We start from the raw sequence: 22,349 nt of genomic DNA on the forward strand, positions 1-22,349 counted from the left end.
TATACCTTATATTACACTTTGCATATACTATTTATTGTAAACCTCATAACCTAATATGACACCATTGAAGATAAGTACTTATTTGTTAACTTTTATGATAACATACATTTTGAAACGTCTATCATTAAATTTGCGTCGCTATGTTTGTGGATATACGCACTAAAGCCGCCCTCCAAGAGGGCGGCTTTAGTGCGTACGTCGGCTATTTCCGTTTAAAACGGTCCATGATTTGCTTGGGCGTGACGGTGCCGCGTTCAAAACAAGTAAAATCAGTGTCTATGCCGGCCAGATATTTGGCCACCCCTTTAAGCTTCTTCAGCGGATACCTCTGCATTAAAGCGATGGTTTCCATCTGCGGAGAACCACCGCCGTGGATGCCGGCCACCTGCATGACCCCGGACAAATCACCCACGGTCAGGTGTTCCACCAGGCGATAGCAGCGAATGATATCTTCCACCGGCACACCGGCGGCCCGCTGCATATACTTGCGCAGAAGCTCACCGTTCTCGCTGTCGAAATCATCTTCAAAGGGCATTGTGGCGCATAGGCCGCCGGCCAGGTCGGCCAGGATTTCATATTCATGATAGATATTATGACCGGCATGCCTTCTGCCCACATTGGTATAAATTTCATCAGGCACCTGGGTACCCGAGGCGAATTTTTCTGAGGCCTCGGCGCTGGCTATACCGGTGGCGTAGACCAGTTCCGCCGTGCCAATGATATGGGAAATCTTTTCCCGTACATAATGGGCCTTTTCCAGACCACTATATTCAGCCACCAGAGCGGCGGCGCTGGCCAGCACGTCCGACACGGCCGGCTTGCAGCCTGTATAGGAATGACGGTGAAAGTGAGCGAACATCAGGGCCAGGAAACCGGCAAACATAAACTCACCCTTCATAAACACTCTTTCCTTGGGCACAAACACATCGTCAAAAATGGTAAAGGACTCGACGTCGCCGTATTGGAAAATAGGAGACGGCGTGGCCTCCCGGGTGCGAGGCAGTGCCGGCCTGACTACCATTTTGACACCGGGATGGTCGCCGGGCACAGCGAACGCCACAGCATAAGGAGCATCCTTATCTGTCATAAACCGGGTGGGAATAACAATAATTTCATCGGCATAGGGAGCGGCGGTGTTGTGTGCCTTGGCACCGCGCACCACAATACCGTCCTCCCGCTCCTCCACGATCCTCAAGTATAAATCGGGATCCGGCTGCTCGTTTGGCCGCTTGCTCCGGTCCCCTTTAACATCCGTCTGGGCACAGCAGCCCACCAGATCGTTCTCCTGGAAATATTTCAGGAAGTTAAGGAATCTCTGATGGTACTCCATACCCATGACATCGTCCATTTCCTTGGTGACCACGGAAAGGGCGTTCATAGAGTCCGTACCCATACAACGCTGGATGCAGCCCCCGACCCGCTGGCCCAGCATGCGGGTCATCTTTTGTTTTTTCAATAAGTCCTCTTTATTCTGATGAATATGACAGAAGCGGTTAACGGTCTCTCCGGTAAGATGTGAAGTAGCTGTACATAGCTCCTGCCATTCAGGCTGCGCCGCCAATTTGAAAGTTTCTTTAATAATATTGATACCGGGCTGCAAGCGGGGGTCCAGCCTGTCTAACTCTTGGCCATTGATGTAGATATTTTTACGCATCTTGAACAAGCGTTCCATATATTGTTCAGCGGTTTTTAGAGCCATATTATTTACTCCTTTCTGCTAACCAATTATTTTACCAACCAAGGCAGGCTCATGCCCGGGGATGACTAAATCACGCCGGGAAGCTACGGCTGCCGTACGCCACATACTGTCATACCACTGGCTTAAATCTATATGAATCCCGGGGGGCGCAAAGGGCAGGTCAGGCCTAGGCGTCATGATAATTCTATTCCCGGCCAGGTCCGTTAATTCAGCTAAACTTGGGTTTAAATTATAATAACAGTAGGCAAGGTCACCGGCCAGCACTGCAGTACCCCGAGCGGTGTTGACGGCCAAACCCTGCATACCCTGGGTATGACCGGGCAGCAATAAAGTGGTCACATCATCAGCAATTTCCCGGTCTCCGTCCACCAGCACCAGGTCCATTTGCTCCAGCGCCCGGAAAAGGGACTGTTCATAAACCAAACGGGCGGTGGGCACCGGGTTAAAGGCTGTCTCCCACTCCCTTTTCTGCACAATAATGCGGGCATTTTTAAACAGATGGGCTGTGGCGCAGTGATCAAAATGCAGGTGGGTCAGCACTAGAATATCTATTTCTTCAGGCATCGTACCCACGGTTTTTAACGCTTCACGTATGCCCGCTTCGCCTCCGCTGCCAATAGGGAAACCGTGCACCAACCCGTCACTACCCGGCCCCGGCACACCGGCGTCCACTAAAATTTTCTTATTACCGCCCTCCAGATAGAAAACAAAAATAGGGGCCACCACGTAACTTTGCATATCACCCAGCATAGCCAGCACCCCCAGCGGAGCGGTGATTTGGGCTACCTTAAGTGGATGAATCCTATATTGGGTCATGATTATTTCCCTCCTTTAAACTCTGCCCGGGCTTCCTCTTGAACCTGACGCCAAAGAATTTTGCCGGTAGCGCTTTTAGGCAGAGCATCTACAAATAATACCTGGCGAGGATATTTGTAGGCCGCCATTTCTCCCTTGGACCAGGTTATAATATCGTTGTCGGTCACCTTATCCCGGTAAGCCTCCTTAAGGACAATATACGCTCGCACCTCTTCCACCCGCACCGGGTCAGGTACGCCAACCACACAGGTTTCCTGCACGGCCGGATGATTATACAAATTATTTTCCACTTCCGCCGGCCATACCTTAAAACCAGCGGCGTTAATCATACGTTTGGTACGGTCTACAATGAAAAAATATCCCTCATCGTCCATATAGCAAACATCCCCGGTACGGAAAAAACGTTTGCCGTCAAGTTCCAGGAAAGCATTGGCGGTTTCCTCGGGGCGTTTCCAGTACCCCTGAAATACCTCCGGGCCGTTAATGACCAGTTCACCCGCGGTATTGGACGGTAGTTCCTCCAAAGTTTCCACGTTAATTACCCGGGCATCCACACCAAAATCGGGTATACCAATACACTGCATTTTTGGCCGGTCGGGAGGATTGAAGTGGGTTTGGGAAATAGTTTCGGTGAGTCCGTAACCCTCCACATACTCCAACCCGGTAAGTTCCAACAGTTTGCGGCCGATAGCGCCGGGCAGCGGTGCACCGCCCCCGCCTAAAATAACCAGGGTGCTCAGGTTACGCCGAGTTATGTCCGGCGCGCTGAGCAGGTCTACCACCATGGTGGAAATATTCACCCAATGCGAAACGCGATATTTTTCTATAGCATCCAGGGCGGCTCTGCGGTCCCAGCGGGTCAGCAGCACAAGGGTCGCCCCGGCATAAAGGGGGGCAAGCATGCTATGCACCAGCCCGGTGACGTGGAAAAACGGCAATACCGACAAATGCACGCTGGATGCGGTGTTGGCCAGCCAATAATAAGCGCTGACTACATTTGATATTACGGTCCGGTTGGTATGCATACAACCCTTGGGCACCCCCGTGGAGCCCGAAGTATAAGGCAGCAGGCACATGTCGTCCGAACCAACCTGTACAACAGGGGGAGGAGCCTGTTCATCCAAAACTGTTTGCCAGTTCAGGCAGCTGTCCGTACAAGCGGGTGCCCGCAGCATAAACTCCGGCACTGCCAGGGTGGGCTCGTCCGGCAGGTAATCCTGGTACCTTCCCGCCACCAGGCATTTCAATTCCACCCTTTCCCGCACTTTTTCCGCTCTGGGCAGCAAGTCGGTGGTGGTTATCGCGGCCACGGCCTCGCTGTCCTCCAGGATAAAAGCCAATTCTTTTTCATTATTCATGGGGTTAACCGGCACCACCACCGCATTGGCCCGCATTACCGCAAAAAAAGCGATGATATACAGGGGTGAGTTCTGCATATAAACGGCTACCCGGTCCCCCTTTTGAACTCCCCGCTTGGCCAGAGCCCCGGCCAGGCTTTTAATATCCCGGTCCAAGCGGCGGTAGCTGATTTCCTGGCCATAGTAAATTAAGGCTGCTTTTTCCGGGTAATACTCGGCAGCCACCTCCACCAGGCGAAAAAGCGGCACCGCCGGGTAATCCAGGGTTCTAGGCAATCTTTTGGGCCAAAAAGCTTCGTGAAGATTATGCAAAATATACTACCTCCCAGCACTAATCATAATTTTAATACTCGCAACAGTTATTAGAATATTACAAAAACCGTGCCATGGGATTAAGCGTGTAATACAGGCACTTTGGAATAAATGAAAGCAGCCGCGGAAGGAACCAACGCAACACTGTCAAAACACTTACCGCTAAATGCTTTTTTTACAGGCTTGGACGCCGTTGCCTTTGCGCAACGGGTAAAACAAAAGGACAAACATTACTTAAATAATGTCTGCCCCTTTAATTATCTCAAGTTAAATCCCGTATTTTCTTTTTTTACGCAAGATCGTAGAGGGAGCTACCCCCAGTGCCCGGGCCGCAGCCCGGATGCCCCCGTGCTCTTCCAGTGCCTTTTCCAGGACTTCCCGATCCATTTGCGCCTGAACTTCCTTATATGTCATGCCCGGAGGAGGGCCCTGGGTATCTGCCCAGTTCAGTATATCTTCCGCTGTAATAATTTGCTGTTTAACCATAACATTTAATCTCTCCACGGTGTTTTGCAATTCCCGGACGTTCCCCGGCCAGGGGTACGATTCCAACACTTTGACGGCATCATTGTTCAACTCCTTGGCTAATCCGGCACAAAGTGCCGAATGGTTTAAAAAGTGTCTGGCCAAAGGCACAATATCAGTTTTTCTCGTGCGCAGTGGAGGAATAGTCAATTTAATACCCGCAATCCGGTAATAAAGGTCTTCCCGGAAAAGACTATCTGCAACCGCCCCGGTCAGGTCCCGGTTGGTAGCACAAATAACCCTTACATCCACCCGCTGCAGATTGGTGCCCCCCACCCGGTAATATTCCATGTTTTGCAAAAAACGCAGCAGCTTGGCCTGTGCGGAACCGGGCATCTCCGAAATTTCATCCAGAAATAAGGTTCCCCCGTGGGCTATTTCTACCAATCCTTTTTTACCATGCCGGTTCGCCCCTGTAAAGGCGCCCCCCTGGTAACCAAACAGTTCCGCCTCAAATAAAGGCTCGTTTATAGCGGCGCAGTTCACCGGCACAAAGGGTCCGTCGCTCCTGTCGCTGTGCTCATGGATAAACCTGGCTACCAAATCCTTGCCGGTGCCGGATTCACCCAGCAACAGCACAGTAAGCTTAGACGGCCCGATCCGCTGCGCCAATTCCAACACATGCAACATTTCCGAACTGGCCGCCACCACCCGGGGTGCCCGATTGCGGATATCGCGCCAAAAATCATGATGGACATTCGGGTTAATACCATGCTTAAATAAATCCGGGTCACGCACGTTAGTGACCACAGCCTTAATTCGCCCCAACTCATCAAACAATGGATTGCCGGTAACCAGTACTCTTTTGCCGGTCTTAATACGCTGCACAAGGGTTATTGTTTTTCTCTGTTTGAGCACTTCCACGGTGACGGATGGATTGACAAGACCCTCTTGCACCAAATCTTCCATGGGCCGACCCATGGCACCTTTAACATCCTGGGCGGTAACTTCGGTAATCCGGCAATAACTTTGGTTTAGCTGCATTAAAACACCGTTTTCATCACATAGCACAATACCATCGTATGAACCCGCCAAAGTCATTGAGGTTGCGTAATGAGTATTTTGGGGAGGCAGTTTTTGCCGGTTGTCCTCCTTGGCCACACTACAAACCCCCAATCCCCAAGTTAATAGATATCCACCAGCTAATTAAGACAAGTTAGCTTCCTTTCGACAAACAGGTTAAAGCAGCAAACCATTGCGGCATCTAAATATATGAAACCGCCGGCAATGTGTGCGAGTACCTTATAAGCTCCTTGTAAATTAATTGACTATTGTAATAATAATAAATTATAACGCATTTTAAAACCCAATCTGATCTTGCTGCCACCCTCATTCTTCTATCTTCCATATTCTCACCAATCCCCATAATCCCACCGTTGCACAATTTTCTTAATCGTGGTAAAAAGTATAATGTAATATTTTCCGGAAAGAAGGTTATAAAAAATTAATTTCCAAATGAATAGATAACTTATAATGACTTATAATGACTTATAAGGGAGGGTTGGTTTTTGCAGTTTATTTTGCCGTGGCTGTTTATCGGATTGCGGGATCTTGCTTTGACAGCCTGCTTTGTGGGCGCCATGATTCTCCGACAGCTCCGGTAAGCTTACATTTAGTGAATCACAAAAATACAACGACCCCGGTGTCAAACCAAATGGTCCACACATCCACCGGCTTCGCCCTTTTCTTCTGTATGTTCACTGTTATCTTAGCCATGGGAAACATACTGGATGAAAAGCGGGAAGGAACGGTGCCGGGTGTAGAAAGTTGAAAATCCAAGATTTTCAACTTTCTACACCCGGCACCGTTCAAGACGGCGAAAGCTTTGTTTGAAAAACAATTTGCGCCGCAGTACTGACAACGTCTGTCAGAAAATCTCACAGCACCTGATAAACCGGGGCTTTACATGCATCCGCCCCGGTTTTATTATGCGAACTTACATTTAGACCACCATGTCACTTGCGGCACCAACGGAATATGAAAATTTTATTTTCAGGATAATTACTGATTATCCCGGGCGGCGCTTCTCTGTACCAGCGCCTCGGCGCAGCGCTGGGCTTCCGACATAATCACATCTTCATCCAGCGTTAGTATGCGGCGATCCTCCATAACCACCCGGCCATCAATTATTACCGTGTGTACATCCGACGCCGCCGCGGCATAAGCAATTTGGGCATAAATATCAAACAGCGGGTACAGGTGCGGCTTATGCATATCCATTAAAATTATGTCGGCTTTGAGGCCGCTCACCAGCCGCCCGATTTGATCCTGCATACCCAGCGCCCGGGCCCCTCCGGCAGTGGCCATATGCAAAGCCTGATAAGCCGGCAATGCGCTGGCATCACCGTTATGCAGCTTTTGCAGCAAAGCCGCGGCCCGTACTTCTTCCAGCATATCCAAGTTATTGTTGCTGGACGCGCCGTCCGTACCCAAGCCGACCACCGCGCCAGCCTCCAGCAAACGAGTCACCGGAGCCACGCCGCTGGCCAGCTTCATATTGCTCTGGGGGTTATGCGCTATACCCACCCGGCGCCGCACTAAAATATCTATATCCTGATCGTTTAAATGCACACAGTGGGCGGCCAGCACAGGCAATTCAAAAAGGCCGACCTCTTCCATCAAAGCAACAGGCGTTTTGCCGTACTTTTCGTTAATTTCTTTTATCTCATCATTAGTCTCAGCCAAATGGATATGGATGCCCACACCCAGTTCCTTCGCCGCGGCAATCACTTTTTTCAGATATTCCGGCGGGCATGTATATGGGGCATGGGGACCAAACATGGCGGTGACCCGTCCGCCGGCACCGCCGTGCCACTGTTTGATAAATTCTATGCTTTCGGTAAGCGCCGTTTCTCCCCTGGACCCAAAACCAATCATGCCCCGGCTGAGCGCAGCCCGCATGCCCGACTCATCCACGGCCCGGGCCACCCGGCCCATGGCATCATACATATCGGCAAAGGCGGTAGTACCGCCGCGAATCATTTCAGCACAGCAAAGCAGTGTACCCCGGTGGATATCATCGGGAGTCAGGTACGCCTCAAGGGGCCAAATCTTTTCATTCAGCCACTGCATTAAGGGCATATCATCGGCATAACCTCGAAACAGCGTCATGGCAGCATGGGTGTGGCAGTTAACAAAACCGGGCATAGCCACCATATGGGGGTATTCCAGCACCCGCTCAGGTGAAAAATCAGCGGGCGTTGAACCGCTGGGACCCACATGATAAATAACGTCATTCCGTACCGCGATTTCGCCGTCGTGCACTACATCACCCTCGCCGTTCATAGTTAAAACGGCCATACATTTGATCAACAAATCCACCAACAAAAACCTCCTTTGGGGTCAGGCTTAAACTTTCATAAACTATCTTAGACCTACTTTAACCCTGACGGCCCGCCGATTTGCCCGGCTGCCCGTAACTGGTCAGGAAGGCTTCTCTTAATATGGCAATTTCGCCGGGCGGTATTACCGCAGCCTGTCCGATTAATTCAGCTAAAATATAAACCTGCGCAGCCTTTTCCACCACCTGGCAAACTGTGAACGCCTCCTCCACCGTGCGGCCCAGCCCCACCAGACCATGATTGGCCAGCAGTACGGCATTGCTTTGCCCCAGGGCATCCACGGCGGCAACCGCCAGGTCGGCGGTACCTGCCCGGGCATACCGGGTTACCGGCACCGCGCCACCGACAAGCTGCACCTGGTCTTCTAAAATAGGCGGCAACGCTTTACCGGCTACGGCCATGGCACTGGCATAAATACTATGGGTGTGCACAATGGCGCCCGCATGTGCACGTGCGCCGTATATGGCCAGATGCAGTTTTAATTCACTGGAAGGCTTGCGCTCGCCCTCAACCGCGCGCCCCTCTCCATCCACCACCACTAAATCAATCTTACCCATCATATCGTAAGGTATACCGCTGGGGGTTATTACAAACAAGTTTTCGCCGGGCACCCGGGCCGAAATATTGCCCCAGGCGCCCATTACCAAACCGGCACAGGCCATGCGAGAGCCTGTTTTCAGAACCTGTTCCCGCACCTTTTCCGCTGCCACAGACATAACTCAACCACCTCGACTATCAAAATGATAATCAGCAAATATAACACACTAACTACAGCGAACCGAACCATTAAACCACTATCAAAGCGCGGCAAGAAATTCCCCGAAATTATTCGGTGCCGTTTAGCCGGTGCCGGGCGCTGAAAAACTTTTTGATTTTCAACTTTCAACACCCGCGCCATATGGCGACGAAAGTTTTAATTACTCGCATCGCCATTCGTTAACGTAACTGAATTGTTCACTGGTAAGGCGGTCTATCTGTATACCCAGCGATTTTAACTTCAACTCGGCCACCCGGTTGTCTAATGCGGGCAAAACATCGTACACTTTTTTATCCAGTTCGCGCCCATGCTGCAGGAGATACAGCGCTGAAAGAGCCTGCAGAGCAAAAGACATATCCATAATTTCCGCCGGGTGACCGTCCCCGGCCGCCAGGTTCACCAACCTGCCCTCGGCCAGCAGGTACAGGCGACGCCCGTCCGGCAGCTTAAATTCTTCAATGTTTTTGCGCACTGTGCGGCGGGAAACCGTTGCCCGCTCCAGTTCCGGAATATTGATTTCCACATCGAAATGACCGGCGTTGGCCATGATGGCGCCGTCCTTCATGCGCCTAAAATGCCTGGTGCGCAGCAAATCCCGGCAGCCCGTAACAGTGATAAAAATATCCCCCTCAAAAGCCGCCTGCTCGCTGTGCATCACCCGATACCCATCCATATATGCTTCAATGGCTTTGACCGGATCGGTTTCGCAAATAATTACATTGGCGCCCAAACCCTTGGCCCGCATGGCCACACCCTTGCCGCACCAGCCATAGCCCATCACCACCACGGTTTTGCCCGCCGTCACCAGGTTGGTGGTACGCAGTATGCCGGTCCAAGCCGACTCGCCGGTACCGTAGCGATTGTCAAACAAATGCTTGCACCGGGCGTCATTAACCGAGATCATGGGAAACAACAATTGGCCGGCCCGCTCCAGCGCCCGCAGGCGCAACACACCGGTGGTGGTTTCCTCCGCACCGCCCAGCACCTCCCCGGCCTGGTCCCGCAGGTCGGTATGCAACAGATGCACCAGATCTCCCCCATCATCTATCACCACTTGGGGATGGTTGCCCAGCACCATACGCAGGTGCCTGTCATATTCATCCGGCGTGGAGTTATACCAGGCGTAAACTCTGATCCCGGCTTTAGCCAGCGCAGCAGCCACATCATCCTGGGTGGACAGGGGATTGGAACCAGTTATGGACACTTCGGCCCCCCCGGCGCTGAGCACTTCAGCCAGATAAGCTGTTTTAGCCTCCAGGTGAATGCTCATAGCCAGCCGGGCCCCCTGGAAGGGCCGGGTTTTTACAAATTCCTCCCGGATAACATTAAGCACGGGCATATGCGCCCGCACCCAATCTATCTTCAGGCGACCTTGTTCATGTAAATTAATATCTCTGATTACGTAATCCGACAAAAGATCAGCTCCTTAGGTATATATAGCAAAGCCTTGGTTAACCAAGCCGGCATAGAGCCGGCCTGGTGTAAACATTGTATGAAATCCGTTTACATATGCACACTGTTGGAACGTACGTATAATTTTGTAAAATATGAAATTCAGAGTATCGATTGATTAACCATAGACTACTTACCGGCCAGCGCCGCCAGCGTATCCGTATAAGGCGGCCGGGCCACGCCCCGGTCGGTGATAATGGCGGTCACCAAGCGGGCCGGTGTAACGTCAAATGCCGGATTCCAAACCTTTATTCCCGCCGGGGCCACCTGCTGCCCGGCAAAATGGGTCACTTCCCGCTCATCCCGGTTCTCAATAGGTATCTCCCGCCCGCCGGCTATATTAAAATCAACGGTGGACATGGGCGCGGCCACGTAAAAGGGTAAGCCATGCTCTTTGGCCAGCACCGCCACGCCATAAGTGCCGATTTTGTTGGCCACATCACCATTGGCGGCAATACGGTCCGCCCCCACAATAACCAGGTTCACCTTGCCGCCGGCCATCAGATAACCCGCCATATTATCCGTCAGAAGGGTCACCGGTATTTTTTCCTGTACCATTTCCCAAGTGGTTAAACGGGCTCCCTGGAGCAGAGGTCTGGTTTCGTCCGCGTATACACTTATATTTTTACCGGCCTGATGAGCCGCCCGGATTACCCCCAGAGCGGTGCCGATACCCGCAGTGGCCAGAGCACCGGCATTGCAATGCGTTAAAATTCCGGCGTGGGGGGGGATCAGCTTTTCACCGAACTCACCCATGCGGCGGTTGCTTGCCAGGTCTTCCGCATAAATAGCGTGGGCCTCCGCCAGCAATGCTTCCTTTAAACCCTCAATACTATTGGAGCCGTTACTTTGCAAAACCCCCAGCATCCGGTCCAAAGCCCATTGCAAATTAACCGCCGTAGGCCTGGTGGCGGATAAATCCCGGGCAATTTGCCCCACCGCTGCAATAAATTCATCCCTGCCCGCAAGTTTCAGAGCCGCAGCGCCCAGAGCCAGCCCGTAAGCGGCGGCGGCTCCGATAGCCGGCGCGCCACGCACACTTAGCCGGCGAATAGCATCGCAGACAGTGGCATAGTGCTCGCATTTGATATACTCGGCTTTACCCGGCAGCAAAGTCTGGTCCAAAATCTCCAGGAAGCCGTCAACCCAGCGCATTGTCTCCATTTTCCCAACACCAATCCTTTCCGGCTGTGCAGCGCGTTACATAAAAAACTACTTCACTGAGGATGGATCCTGCGGCAGATGCTGACATAAACAGTCAGCCTGCTCATCGACTCCGGCTATGGCTTCCATGACAAGACCTCTTAAATTGTTTACGTTTTCATTCATAACATCCACTACTTCCTGGTGAGAAAGGCAATCCGGGGATATACCCGCGGCAAAGTTCGTAACCATAACAATGGTGGCGTAGCATATTTCCGCTTCCCGGGCCAGCACCACTTCAGGTACGCTGGTCATGCCCACCACGTCGCCGCCCAGCTGTTTGAGCATACGAATCTCCGCCGGAGTTTCAAACCGCGGTCCCTCCATGCAAACATATGTGCCTTTTTTGTGGTAGGGCAAACCTTGTTTTTGGGCGGCATTGCACAGCACTTGACGCAAACGCGGGCAATAGGGATCGGTCATATCCAGGTGTATAACCCCCTGCTCCGCAAAGGTTTGGGGCCTGGATTTGGTAAAGTCCAAGAACTGATCGATAAAGACAAACTCCTTGGGCTTCATATCGGGATTTAAAGAACCCACCGCCGCGGTGGCAAAAATATTTTTCACACCCAGCATACGCAGCCCGGCTATATTGGCCCGGTAATTGATACGATGCGGCGCCACGGAATGGTCTTCACCGTGCCGGGCCATAAATGCCACCCTCTTGCCTTGGTAACTGCCCACTTTCACTTTGATGCCGCCAAAGGGCGTATCCACCTTTTCCTCGGTAATATCCTTCAGTATATTGGGGTCGTATACCCCGGTGCCTCCGATAATGGCAATACGTACGCTCATGTATGAACCTCCATTTACTTATTAATCTTCCGTTTATTAGCATTACTTATAACATAACCTAGTATTCGCGCTTTTTCCATGTATTCCTTTTTCACAATAAATTATGCACTGTTTACCATCAAACATTTTCAGAGACAGCACAACACACCATGCTATGCTGAAAAAAATATTTTGTTATAAGTTGCATCAAATAGGTCTATATTAAGACCAAAGTTTAATTATCCAAGGAGTTTGGGTTATATGAAACAAAGTGACGGATTATCCGCGGGGCAATTAACTATGCTGGCCCTTGGAACTGTTGTTGGCGGTTCCTTTTTCTTGGGTTCTTCGATAGCAATTAGAGCTGCCGGTCCGGCGATTCTGCTTTCCTTTATTTTGGGAGGTATTTTAGTTTACTTAATTCTGGCGGCTCTCTCTGAAATGACCGTGGCCGATCCTAAAGCCGGTTCTTTTAGAACTTATTCGGAAAGATTATTTGGACCATGGCTTGGATTTATGGTTGGTTGGGTCTATTGGACAGGCCTGATTCTAGCCATGTCAAGTGAAGCAACCGCAGCTTCAATTTTCTTGCGAGCATGGATACCACAAGTTCCATTACAGATTTTAGCAATCTTAATTGTAATTGCAGTCACCCTTTTAAATTTACTGGGTGCAAAGCTTTTAAGCAATCTTGAAGGCGGCCTGGCATCAATAAAAATAGGCGCTTTAATTGGTTTTATCGGCCTGGCTATTGCTCTGATATTGGGATTAGTTCCTCAAGAAGCTCCTGTCGGACTGGGAGCCCTGGTCCAGGAACCGTTCTCCCCGGGTGGCATTTCAGGGATTGCCGGAAGCATGTTAATTGTTCTCTTCAGTTATGCCGGATTTGAAATAATAGGATTAGCCGCTTCAGAAGCACGGGCACCACATAAAACCATACCCAGGGCAATAACATACACGGTTATTGCCCTGGTAGGATTATACTGTGTCGTAATTGCCGTATTACTTCCACTGATTCCCACCGGAACCCTTAGCGAAGAACAAAGCCCATTTGTTGCGGCTCTTAACGTCAATGGTTTGAACTGGGCCGCCGACTCTATCAATGTTGTTTTAGTGAGTGCCATCCTTTCAACAATGCTGGCATCTACTTTTGGTTTGGGAAGAATGATTCGGTCACTGGCAGATGCGGGGCACGCGCCCTCTGTTTTAAAAGACCGTGGTGATATACCCTTGCGCGGTATACTTTTTTCCGGTGCCGCCATGCTTCTTTCCGTAAGTTTGGGATACATTTTACCGGAACGGATTTATATTTTTTTAGTCAGCGCCGGTGGGTTTTCTTTGCTATTTGCTTACGTAATAATTTTGATCACACATTATCGCCATAGAAAGATTAATGGCTGCCCCCCTCAAGGTAATTGCCAATTGGCCGGTTTCCCCTTTAGCTCGTTATTAGCCATTACAGGCTTGATAATCGCTATCCTTTCCATGCCTTTTATCCCCGGTCAGGGATCAGGTCTATATGTGGGATTAATGCTTGCGGCCTTTTACTTAATCCTTTATTATCTTTTTAAAATACTGCCCGGTAAAAAGCTTTTAAGAATAACAGCATACGCAAAACCATTACCCGATAAATTTCGAAGGAATAAACCATCGAAAAAATAGACTTCCGGCATTGTCCGACAGGTTCATCCATTGCCCGAAATTTTTAACAAACTCACCCTCCGGCCGTTATTCGCCAGAGGGTGAGTTTATGTTGGATGCATTAGTTAAACTTATGCATTTTTAGTATTGACCTGGCTTTGATTTATTGATAAAAATAATAATAATAAAATTAATAGACCAATGAGGTATTTACTATGTCCGGTAAAAAGAAAGACCGGGAAACCCTGATGAAGCTTATTTTGGGGTTATACATACTAAAGCTGCTTCAGCAGGGGCCTAATCACGGCAATAAGCTTGTGATGGAAATAAAACAGCGCACACAAGACGCATATATACCTAATACGAACGCCTTGTATCCCCTGCTGCGAAAGATGGAAGAACGGGGATATGTAGTCGGAGAATGGGAAAGCCCGACGACACGCGGTAAACGGGTATACACTATAACTGATGCCGGCGTCGCTCGGATACCGGCATTGGAATTAATGCTGGAAGAGCGGCTGAAACAAATTGAACGGAATATTGAAATTCTGCGCTTGGACTTGCTTGACCATTAGGATTTTTGACACTTGAAGGGACGTGCGATTTTGGAGCAGCAAGAAACAGCAAAAAAGGATTCTTTTTGGCTGCCGCTATTTGTGGTGGTTATCGCCGCCTTTGCGGCAATATTAAACAACAGCTCAATAAACGTGGCACTGCCTAAAATGATGGCCATTTTCGGAGTATCGGCGGAAGATGCCCAATGGATTTTAACCGCATACATGCTGACTTCCGGTATAGTTATCCCGGTCACAGGCTATCTCGGCGACCGTCTGGGCACCAAGCGGGTTTATCTTATATGTACAGCCATTTTCACACTCGGCTCGGTATTATGCAGTCTGGCCTGGAATAACAGTTCCATGGTGGCGGCAAGAGTGGTGCAAGGTATTGGCGGGGGCGCCATGATGCCGATAAGCATGGCCATAGTATACAGGATCGTTCCCAGGGAGAAAATCGGTCTGGCCCTTGGATTCTGGGGTATGGCGGCGGTGTGCGGACCGGCTATCGGGCCGACGCTGGGCGGTTATATTGTAGACAATTTAAACTGGCGGTTTCTTTTTACTATGAACATACCTGTAGGGGTTACCGGATTATTTTTAACCCATCTTTTGATCCCGGAAGGTCCTTTGCGCAAGAACCTTAAATTTGATTATTGGGGATTTATCTTTTCCACCGTGGGCTGCTTTGCACTGCTCCTGGCACTGAGTGAAGGGACCAATAAAGGCTGGAGTTCTTATTACATCGTGTCTTTATTTACTTTTTCTTTCTTTACTCTGCTGCTATTTATTATCGTTGAGCTTAACCAGGAACAGCCAATGCTTGACCTTAGACTGTTTAAAAGCCGTGTTTTCTCTATCAGCGTCTTTGCCGGCAGCTTGATTACGGTCGGCCTGTACGGAGGTGTCTTTTTAATACCCCTCTTTACTCAGAACCTGCTGTCCATGACACCTTATGAAACCGGGCTATTGCTTATGCCTGCCGCCATTGTGACAGCTTTGATGATGCCCATCAGCGGCTTTCTCTTCGACAAGTTCGGCGCAAAACTTCTGGCAGCCACGGGCTTGATTCTGTTAGCCTGGGGAACTTTTGAATTCCATAATTTGAGTTTAGATACAAGCAACCAGAGCATCATATTATTTGCAATAATAAGATCTTTAGGCATGGGGCTGGCAATGATGCCCATAACCACCGCCGGAATGAATACTATCCCGCTTAATCTGGTAGGCAGAGCCTCCTCCCTGAATAACGTCACCCGCCAGATTGCCGGTTCTTTTGGTATAGCTGTTCTTACGGCAGTAATGCAAAACAGGCAGGCTTTCCATGCCGCTCGTTTGTCGGAAGCCGTTTCCGCGACCTCTCCTGCCGCCACCTCCCTGTTGGCACAACTGCAGGGGCTATTAGCGCATACCGGAGCGGGAATAGCGTCTAAAGGCGCCGCGCTGGGAATACTAAGCGGACTTATAGCCCAGAGCTCCATGGTCTGGGCCATAGATGACACCTTTGTTGTAGCTGCGCTGTTTATATTTATAGCAATTCCCCTGTCTTTTTTCCTAAACAAGCCCGCTAAAGAGGTCGATTTACCCGGTACATCAACAAATGCTTAAACCGGGAGAAAGCTAATATAATCTCTCCTTCATTTTTTCGCAGCTTTTGCAGGGCAATAATATATAACAAATAATATATAAAAGGAAGGTTAAAACGATGCAAAATGTAATTAATACGGTTAAGGAAAAACTAAATGGTGTTATGTTGCAAGAATTAACAGATAAACAAAAGATTCAATTCAAGAACAATTATAACTGCAAACTATACAACTTTGAGTATGGGCTAAATACAGATGGAGATTTAGTAATTTACACAAATAAAAATAATTACACTAATATGGTTTATTTCATGGGATTTGATCATGCTAAAAATGATTACATCAAATTAAAAATAGAGATGGAAGATGTCGTAACTGCTGTTTATGATATTGATAACGAAAGAGTTGCAAATTTAGCACAGAAATTAGGCTTAAAACCCAAAGGAGACCGCAGATAATTTTATAATACGGGCAAAGGCAATTAAACCCGTTGCCTATTTGGGCATCGGGTTAATTCTCCATTGCATGTCAAGATCACTTACTGTTACACAAAAACTTTTTTCATCCACTCAACCAAACTAATATTGTGTTCTTCCCGTATATTATCTATTTCTTCGATCTTTAATACATTACCATCGCGTATAGCTACAACCATATCTAAAAGTGGTTCTATCTCCGATACTTCATGGGTGGTCATTATAACAGTCTGTTGTTCCAAGTCTATAAAAGAAGCCAAACCCTCAATTATCGATTCCCGGACTATGGGATCCAGCCCTGATAAAGGTTCATCCATTAAAATAAGCTTGGCACGCCGGGATAAAGTCAAAACAATCTTAAGACGGCCCCGGTTGCCTTTGGAAAGATCCTTAACTTGTGCATCCGGTTTTAATTGCATAAACTTTAACATTGACTCTGCTTTATCCAAGTCAAAATCTCTATACTGTTCATGGTAAAAGTTAATGGTTTCTTTAACGGTATAAAAAGAATAAAAAGCATCTAGTTCGGAAAGGAAGGCAACATCTTCACTGATTCTCCGGCAGGCCGGTTTACCGCACACGGTTACTTTTCCTCTATTGGCCCTTATCAGTCCTGCCATAAGCTTTAGTGCTGTTGATTTACCGCTTCCGTTGGGACCGATTAAACCAACTATTTTCCCGCCGGGGAGTTCGAAACTTACGTTATCCAGAGCTGCTTCTCTATAATATTTCTTGGCTACATTTTCAAATTTAACCATGACCTATTGGTCCCCCTTAATCGCTTTAATTGGCCAGATGTCCATCTAACCCGGCTTTAATTTCCATTGAGTTAAAACCCATTTCTTTCATGTCTTGAATAAAGGTAACAATTTTTTCGTGCTTTAATTGTTCGCGCAATTGGTCTAAACGTGTTTCGTCCTCTGTTATGAAGGTACCAAGCCCCCGTCTGGTTTCCACAACAGTTAAACGTTCAAGCTCGGCATATGCCCGCTGTACCGTGTTGGGATTTACTTTGAACTGCGTACCCAATTCTCTGACCGAAGACAGCTTCTCTCCCACCTTTAAATCACCCCGTACAATTTGTATGATAACCTTCTGAACAAGCTGGAGATATATTGGTTGAGTTGCATTAAATCCGTCAGTCATAATTACACCTCTACTTTATTGTCTAGAAGCCAACCGCAAAGATAGAATACAGCTGCCATGACCAGAGCATCAAATAAAATTTCTCCGGCATAAAACATTTGTTGAGTATAAACCTGCTCCAAGCCATTAAAAAGTGTTAGCGGCACATTAATATTACCCCATTTAACAAGCAGGTCATAAGCGGCGGTATTTTGGAATACACCCATACCCCAGGTAGGGATCAGAAAAACCCCAACCCCAATGAAAAAACGGCCTCTTTTTATAAAGTTTCTGGTAGATGCCATGGCTACAGAAATCATCATGGCCCACAAACCACTGTAAATGGCGCCCGCAATTAACAGTACGGCCCCTACCCAGCCGTAATTAAGGATTGTTGACCAGATTAATTTTGTTTTTTGCGGGTCATAAAGATGCGCAAAGTTATTAATTTCCACAGCCGCCACCCATAAGGTAAAGATACAAGTTATGCCAAACGATACCAGCATTGCAATTAGTCCACTTGCCAGTTTGGCAGAAATTAATGACCACCCCGACCGGGGTAAATGAAGCCATAAGTGCGCATTTTTCCATTCGTTAGACAAACTTTTCAAAATATAAATTGCCAAGTAAAAAATATGCAAAGCAACTGTAATAAAAGCCAACACTGTGGCCAGCCCCGGCCTGCTGTTCTGGTAGGCCAGGTATAGCTCCAGCAAACCGGCCGCAATAACGATAACCAGCCCCCATAATACGCTCGACCTTGTCATCTTGAATTCCTTTTTCAATAAACTTACCCATTCACCCAATGCCATGTCCTCCCTTGTATTGTTGTCTTATTGTATTGGTGTACTAATAATATAATACACGTTGGATAGAATATGTCAAGTGGTATGTTTCTTAGGAAGATAGGTTTATTGTACCTTGATTTAAAAAGCCGTTCAGTATAAGGCTACCGTATATCCTAAAACAATCAAGCGCTAGTTTAAAATACAAACCCATCGATGATAGAGTTTGGTCTATAGGTTCTCGTTCGCTTTAATTTGCCTTGGTAGTAAAATTGACAGTTCCCAGCTCTGCATCCCATTTCACTTGGACTCCTAAAGTTTCCGCAATGAAACGGGCGGGGACAAACACGTGGTTTTGATACAAACTGGGCGGAGTTTCCGGATTGGCTTTACTGCCGTTAATCCACAGTTCAATTGAGACTGAGGAAAACCGCTCCGAAAGTTCGGTTGCTTTGGTATTAACTAAAACGGTATTGGACTGGGCATCCCACTCTATGGCAACGCCCAAAGCAGAGCTCAGAACCCGCAATGGAACAAGGAGACGGCCTTGCTCAATACGCGGGGGCATGTCTGAGGGAACAAACCGTCCGTTAACCGTTAATAATGGATTAGGATTTGGTGCAACAGTGAGTGCGTTCGAACTTTCCTGGTTAGAGGCTACGGTATAAAGCTCCCATTGACCAGGGGCAATGGGTACCATTCCCCCGTTTAATGCTTCCCCAAAGGGAGGTATGACTACTGAGGTATCGTATCTGCCGAATTTGACCGGGATGGATGCAATGTATAGATCATCTTTATTGGGAAAGAATCGCCCGTTTACCCCTTCATAGTTATTTCCTCCAGAGACGCCGCGCAACGGTCCGATAAAAATATTGATCTCTCTGCTCTCTGTAGTTTTTCCCTGCACAGGGTACATTTTCCCCAGCATCATCGTGTCCGGCCAGGGAATATTATAAGTCGGTATAATAAAAAGTCCGATTAGATTTGAATATTCGGCGGCAATTACCGGGTCTACTCCAAAGGGCTCTTGCCCGGGCAAGGATAAATTGACTATATCTTGAGATGCGTACGTAAGCACAATAAAAGTACCATCTTTTAGCTGCAGCACGAATTCCGTATCAAAAAAAGCTTCCCAAGGATCCTGTTTATGTAATTGCGCGGGGTGTTTACTCATAACATTTACCGCATCAACTATAATCTTCAGAGCGGGGCGGTCTTCCTCACGTTCATAAAATAAGGGCACATAGCTTAAATCAGCTTGTCCGGCTGTCACATAGTCAATTTCTTCCATGCGAAGCTTCATGGCTGTTTCAACATTGGCACTCGCCGGCATTTCGGCGATGAGAACGAACATACCGGACACTACAAGAACAGTTAACAATTTATATAGATTACGAACAATATATGCTTTTAAAGTTCGATTCACTTAAATACATCTCCATTCATTTATCTGCCCATACCCCGTTAATTCATCATCTGCCCTGTCTTTCCCTTCATACACCGGCCATTTAGCAGGAAAAAATGATAAGTTGAGCAAATAATATAGCTGATTGTCATATTTTTATTAAAAAGAGAAATAACCTGCCGCTTTGAACAGGTGCACCGTTTCGGATTCTCTTTCTTACGCTTAACCAAACGTGCATAATCTGAGGATTTGGATTCCATGGCTCTATTGTAGCCCGAGAGTACGCCAGCCGGTGGCATCATAAATCAGCGTCCGCAGTGCTCACGGACAAGCCAAGTACAACTGCGCAGCCTCCTTCGGGAAGATTGCGGAACTCTGTGGTTCCCCCGTGCGCCTTGATAATCTGCCGGACTATGGTAAGGCCCAGACCGTGGTTTTCCAGTCGGGCAGAGCCTTTCGGATAATTCAGGTTGTTAAGCGCCTCCTGCGTGAAACCAATGCCGTTGTCGGAAACGGAAAGAGAACAATTGCCCCAGCCTTTTTCCAGAGTGACCTTAATATCACATCCATTGGGGTTGTGCCGAATACTGTTGGCCATCAAATTGTAGAGCGCCCGCTTCAAAAGCTCTTCATCGCCGCCGACCACCGTGTTTTGAGCATTTTCGCCGATCATAACGGCGACGGAATAGCTGCCGGAAAGCCCGCTGTTTAAAAAATCAGCTGCGACAACGCGCAGGAGCGGCGCCAGTGCAACGGAACCCCGCCGAAGCGGCTGCATGTCGTATTCGAGTTTGGAAGCCAGGTTTAAATCGCTTACCAACGTTTTGATCCGTTCGCTCTGCCTGCGGATGATGCCCGCTTGTTCCCGTTTGGATTGCGGCAGCTCGGGATCGTCTTCAAGCTGACTTGAATAGCCCATCACGATGGACAGCGGCGTACGGATATCATGGGACACACCGGCAATCCATGTCGTGCGGGCGTTGTCCCGCTTATTTAGAGCGGCCTCCTGTTTTGTCAGCCGGGCCGAGGTTTTATTGATTCCGGCGGCAAGGTCGCCAAGAAGGCCGCGGGTGGAGAGCTCTACAAGGCGTTTTTCGGCCATGTTCTCAATGCCCTCGGCCAGCGGTTTCAGAGAACGGAACAGCTGCAAGCCGAAAAGCAGCGCAAGCAGAACGGCAGCCGCGCCGTTTAGGATCAGAACGGCCGGAAACCAGGCAAGGGCATTATCCATTACCTTATGCGGCATTTCGATGCCGTGCTTCCAGACACTGTCCCTGGCACCGCCCAATACGAAAAGACCGTCCGGATGCCGCCAGACATGGACCGGATAGTCATTCAAGTACCAACGGGTAAAACCGGCCACATCCGAAACAGAGTATTTCAGCGGTACGTCGCCCGGCAGATTCTCGCTCCAGATCACATGGCCGTCATCGCTCAACAGCATCGCCCATTGATATTGTCTTGCAATCTCATTTTTTGCAAATCCGGAAAGCGAGTAAATGCCGTCGGACTCGGTCAGGCCATTAGCCAGCTGTGAGACGCTGTAGTCCTTTGGGGCTATTTTGCTCGTCTGAACGATCCATGCTATCAGCAAAGCGAAATTGATGATCAGTAGAATAATTGCAATTACGGCGGCAGAGAGTACATAGCGTGATAGAATTTTCATCATGCTTTTCATTTATCTTCTACCCCTGTCAGCTTATAGCCAAGGCCGCGCACGGTGACCAGATAACGCGGAGCCGAGGGCTCCGGTTCGATCTTCTCGCGCAGTCGGCGGATGTGCACCATCAATGTATTCTCATAACCATAGAGATTGTCCCCCCAGGCCGCGCGGCATAAGCCGTCACCGGTTACGATTTTTCCCCGGTTCTCATATAGTTTTTCAAGCAAAATAAACTCCTTGGCGGTAAGTGTAAACAGGCCGGCTTTTGCCGATACCGTTCCGCTGTTTAAGTCTATTTCCGTCTCGCCCAGACGGAAGGCCGGCTTTTCCGTTCGTCTGAGAACAACCGGAAAATAGGCGCGGCTCAGTACGGCACAGAGTCTCAGAGTCAGTTCGCGCGGCAAAAATGGCTTGGTAATATAATCGTCCGCGCCAAGTCCCAGGCCAAGCAGACGGTCTTCATCCTCATCGCGCGCGGAAAGAAATAATACCGGAGCGGCCGATATGGCGCGAAATTCGCGCATCAGTGAAAAGCCGTCCCCGTCCGGCAGGGAAACATCCAAAATCACGCCGTCCGGTTTCTCCAACGCAAATAACTGACGCGCTTCTTTGCAGCCGGCGGCGGAAATGACCTTCATAAAACCTTCCCGCCGCAGTATTTCACTTACCATCCTGCGCAGCTCCGGCTCGTCGTCTACGATCAGCAGCCTACAATCAAAAATATCGTTCATAGTAATCACCACGATCATTATAACGTACATACAGGATAAATTGAGTGCTCCTTCTCAAGTTTAAGGTAAATGTAAGCTTAAGCACAGGCCCCTGTAAGGGGGCTCGATTATGATGTTCCCAGTCTAACGTAAAGGGGGACATCAAA

At 48.7% G+C, this 22,349-nt stretch carries 19 protein-coding genes; 4 read left to right on the forward strand and 15 right to left on the reverse strand.

Annotated features, from left to right (window positions below; genetic code table 11):
- Positions 1 to 202: 202 nt before the first annotated feature.
- The 9 genes from ABDB91_RS11425 to mtnP all read right to left on the reverse strand — a co-directional run bounded on the left by ABDB91_RS11425 (position 203) and on the right by mtnP (position 12,258).
- Entirely contained in the window at positions 203 to 1,699 is a 1,497-nt protein-coding gene (locus ABDB91_RS11425; protein ID WP_347487847.1) for a 4-hydroxyphenylacetate 3-hydroxylase N-terminal domain-containing protein, read from the reverse strand.
- A gap of 18 nt (positions 1,700 to 1,717) precedes the next feature.
- Positions 1,718 to 2,515 carry an N-acyl homoserine lactonase family protein gene (locus tag ABDB91_RS11430; protein ID WP_347487848.1) on the reverse strand — a complete coding sequence of 266 codons (798 nt, stop codon included), beginning with the start codon at positions 2,513 to 2,515 and terminating at the stop codon, positions 1,718 to 1,720.
- A 2-nt stretch (positions 2,516 to 2,517) separates the two neighbouring features.
- Positions 2,518 to 4,185 (reverse strand): long-chain-fatty-acid--CoA ligase, encoded by a 1,668-nt coding sequence (locus ABDB91_RS11435; RefSeq protein ID WP_347487849.1) that lies wholly within the window; start codon positions 4,183 to 4,185, stop codon positions 2,518 to 2,520.
- 267 nt (positions 4,186 to 4,452) lie between these two features.
- The gene (locus ABDB91_RS11440; RefSeq protein ID WP_347487850.1) at positions 4,453 to 5,811 is read right to left on the reverse strand and encodes a sigma 54-interacting transcriptional regulator; all 1,359 of its coding nucleotides are present in this window, start codon (positions 5,809 to 5,811) and stop codon (positions 4,453 to 4,455) included.
- Positions 5,812 to 6,711: 900 nt separating this feature from the next.
- Positions 6,712 to 8,034: an amidohydrolase gene (locus ABDB91_RS11445; RefSeq protein WP_347487851.1), complete on the reverse strand. Its 1,323-nt coding sequence runs from the start codon at positions 8,032 to 8,034 to the stop codon at positions 6,712 to 6,714.
- A gap of 55 nt (positions 8,035 to 8,089) precedes the next feature.
- Positions 8,090 to 8,767, reverse strand: a complete 678-nt coding sequence (locus tag ABDB91_RS11450) for a class II aldolase/adducin family protein (RefSeq protein ID WP_347487852.1) — start codon at positions 8,765 to 8,767, stop codon at positions 8,090 to 8,092.
- Positions 8,768 to 8,968: 201 nt separating this feature from the next.
- The gene (locus ABDB91_RS11455) at positions 8,969 to 10,222 is read right to left on the reverse strand and encodes an adenosylhomocysteinase (protein WP_347487853.1); all 1,254 of its coding nucleotides are present in this window, start codon (positions 10,220 to 10,222) and stop codon (positions 8,969 to 8,971) included.
- Positions 10,223 to 10,389: 167 nt separating this feature from the next.
- Positions 10,390 to 11,424 (reverse strand): S-methyl-5-thioribose-1-phosphate isomerase, encoded by a 1,035-nt coding sequence (gene mtnA, locus ABDB91_RS11460; protein ID WP_347487854.1) that lies wholly within the window; start codon positions 11,422 to 11,424, stop codon positions 10,390 to 10,392.
- 48 nt (positions 11,425 to 11,472) lie between these two features.
- On the reverse strand, positions 11,473 to 12,258 hold the full coding sequence (gene mtnP, locus ABDB91_RS11465) for an S-methyl-5'-thioadenosine phosphorylase (protein WP_347487855.1): 786 nt from the start codon (positions 12,256 to 12,258) through the stop codon (positions 11,473 to 11,475).
- Positions 12,259 to 12,498: 240 nt separating this feature from the next.
- On the opposite strand from mtnP, the gene ABDB91_RS11470 reads away from it, so the two are divergent.
- The 4 genes from ABDB91_RS11470 (at position 12,499) to ABDB91_RS11485 (ending at position 16,476) form a co-directional block, all read left to right on the forward strand.
- Positions 12,499 to 13,899, forward strand: coding sequence for an amino acid permease (locus ABDB91_RS11470; RefSeq protein ID WP_347487856.1), 1,401 nt, complete (start codon positions 12,499 to 12,501; stop codon positions 13,897 to 13,899).
- A gap of 194 nt (positions 13,900 to 14,093) precedes the next feature.
- Positions 14,094 to 14,453 (forward strand): PadR family transcriptional regulator, encoded by a 360-nt coding sequence (locus ABDB91_RS11475; RefSeq protein WP_347487857.1) that lies wholly within the window; start codon positions 14,094 to 14,096, stop codon positions 14,451 to 14,453.
- A 30-nt stretch (positions 14,454 to 14,483) separates the two neighbouring features.
- On the forward strand, positions 14,484 to 16,040 hold the full coding sequence (locus ABDB91_RS11480) for a DHA2 family efflux MFS transporter permease subunit (RefSeq protein WP_347487858.1): 1,557 nt from the start codon (positions 14,484 to 14,486) through the stop codon (positions 16,038 to 16,040).
- Between the two features lie 97 nt (positions 16,041 to 16,137).
- Positions 16,138 to 16,476, forward strand: coding sequence for a DUF3909 family protein (locus tag ABDB91_RS11485; RefSeq protein ID WP_347487859.1), 339 nt, complete (start codon positions 16,138 to 16,140; stop codon positions 16,474 to 16,476).
- Between the two features lie 86 nt (positions 16,477 to 16,562).
- Here ABDB91_RS11485 and ABDB91_RS11490 read toward each other — a convergent pair whose 3' ends face one another.
- From ABDB91_RS11490 to ABDB91_RS11515, 6 genes are all read right to left on the reverse strand, one after another.
- Positions 16,563 to 17,252 carry an ABC transporter ATP-binding protein gene (locus ABDB91_RS11490; RefSeq protein ID WP_347487860.1) on the reverse strand — a complete coding sequence of 230 codons (690 nt, stop codon included), beginning with the start codon at positions 17,250 to 17,252 and terminating at the stop codon, positions 16,563 to 16,565.
- Between the two features lie 25 nt (positions 17,253 to 17,277).
- Positions 17,278 to 17,640 carry a GntR family transcriptional regulator gene (locus tag ABDB91_RS11495; RefSeq protein ID WP_347487861.1) on the reverse strand — a complete coding sequence of 121 codons (363 nt, stop codon included), beginning with the start codon at positions 17,638 to 17,640 and terminating at the stop codon, positions 17,278 to 17,280.
- A gap of 2 nt (positions 17,641 to 17,642) precedes the next feature.
- Positions 17,643 to 18,425 carry a hypothetical protein gene (locus ABDB91_RS11500; RefSeq protein ID WP_347487862.1) on the reverse strand — a complete coding sequence of 261 codons (783 nt, stop codon included), beginning with the start codon at positions 18,423 to 18,425 and terminating at the stop codon, positions 17,643 to 17,645.
- 229 nt (positions 18,426 to 18,654) lie between these two features.
- Positions 18,655 to 19,830, reverse strand: a complete 1,176-nt coding sequence (locus ABDB91_RS11505) for a copper amine oxidase N-terminal domain-containing protein (protein ID WP_347487863.1) — start codon at positions 19,828 to 19,830, stop codon at positions 18,655 to 18,657.
- Between the two features lie 277 nt (positions 19,831 to 20,107).
- On the reverse strand, positions 20,108 to 21,487 hold the full coding sequence (locus ABDB91_RS11510) for a HAMP domain-containing sensor histidine kinase (RefSeq protein WP_347487864.1): 1,380 nt from the start codon (positions 21,485 to 21,487) through the stop codon (positions 20,108 to 20,110).
- Positions 21,484 to 22,203, reverse strand: coding sequence for a response regulator transcription factor (locus ABDB91_RS11515; protein WP_347487865.1), 720 nt, complete (start codon positions 22,201 to 22,203; stop codon positions 21,484 to 21,486). Before ABDB91_RS11515 ends, ABDB91_RS11510 begins: the two co-directional genes overlap by 4 nt.
- Positions 22,204 to 22,349: the final 146 nt, after the last annotated feature.

Source organism: Desulfoscipio sp. XC116 (genome assembly GCF_039851975.1).
In the GTDB taxonomy this organism is placed as follows: Bacteria; Bacillota; Desulfotomaculia; order Desulfotomaculales; family Desulfallaceae; genus Sporotomaculum.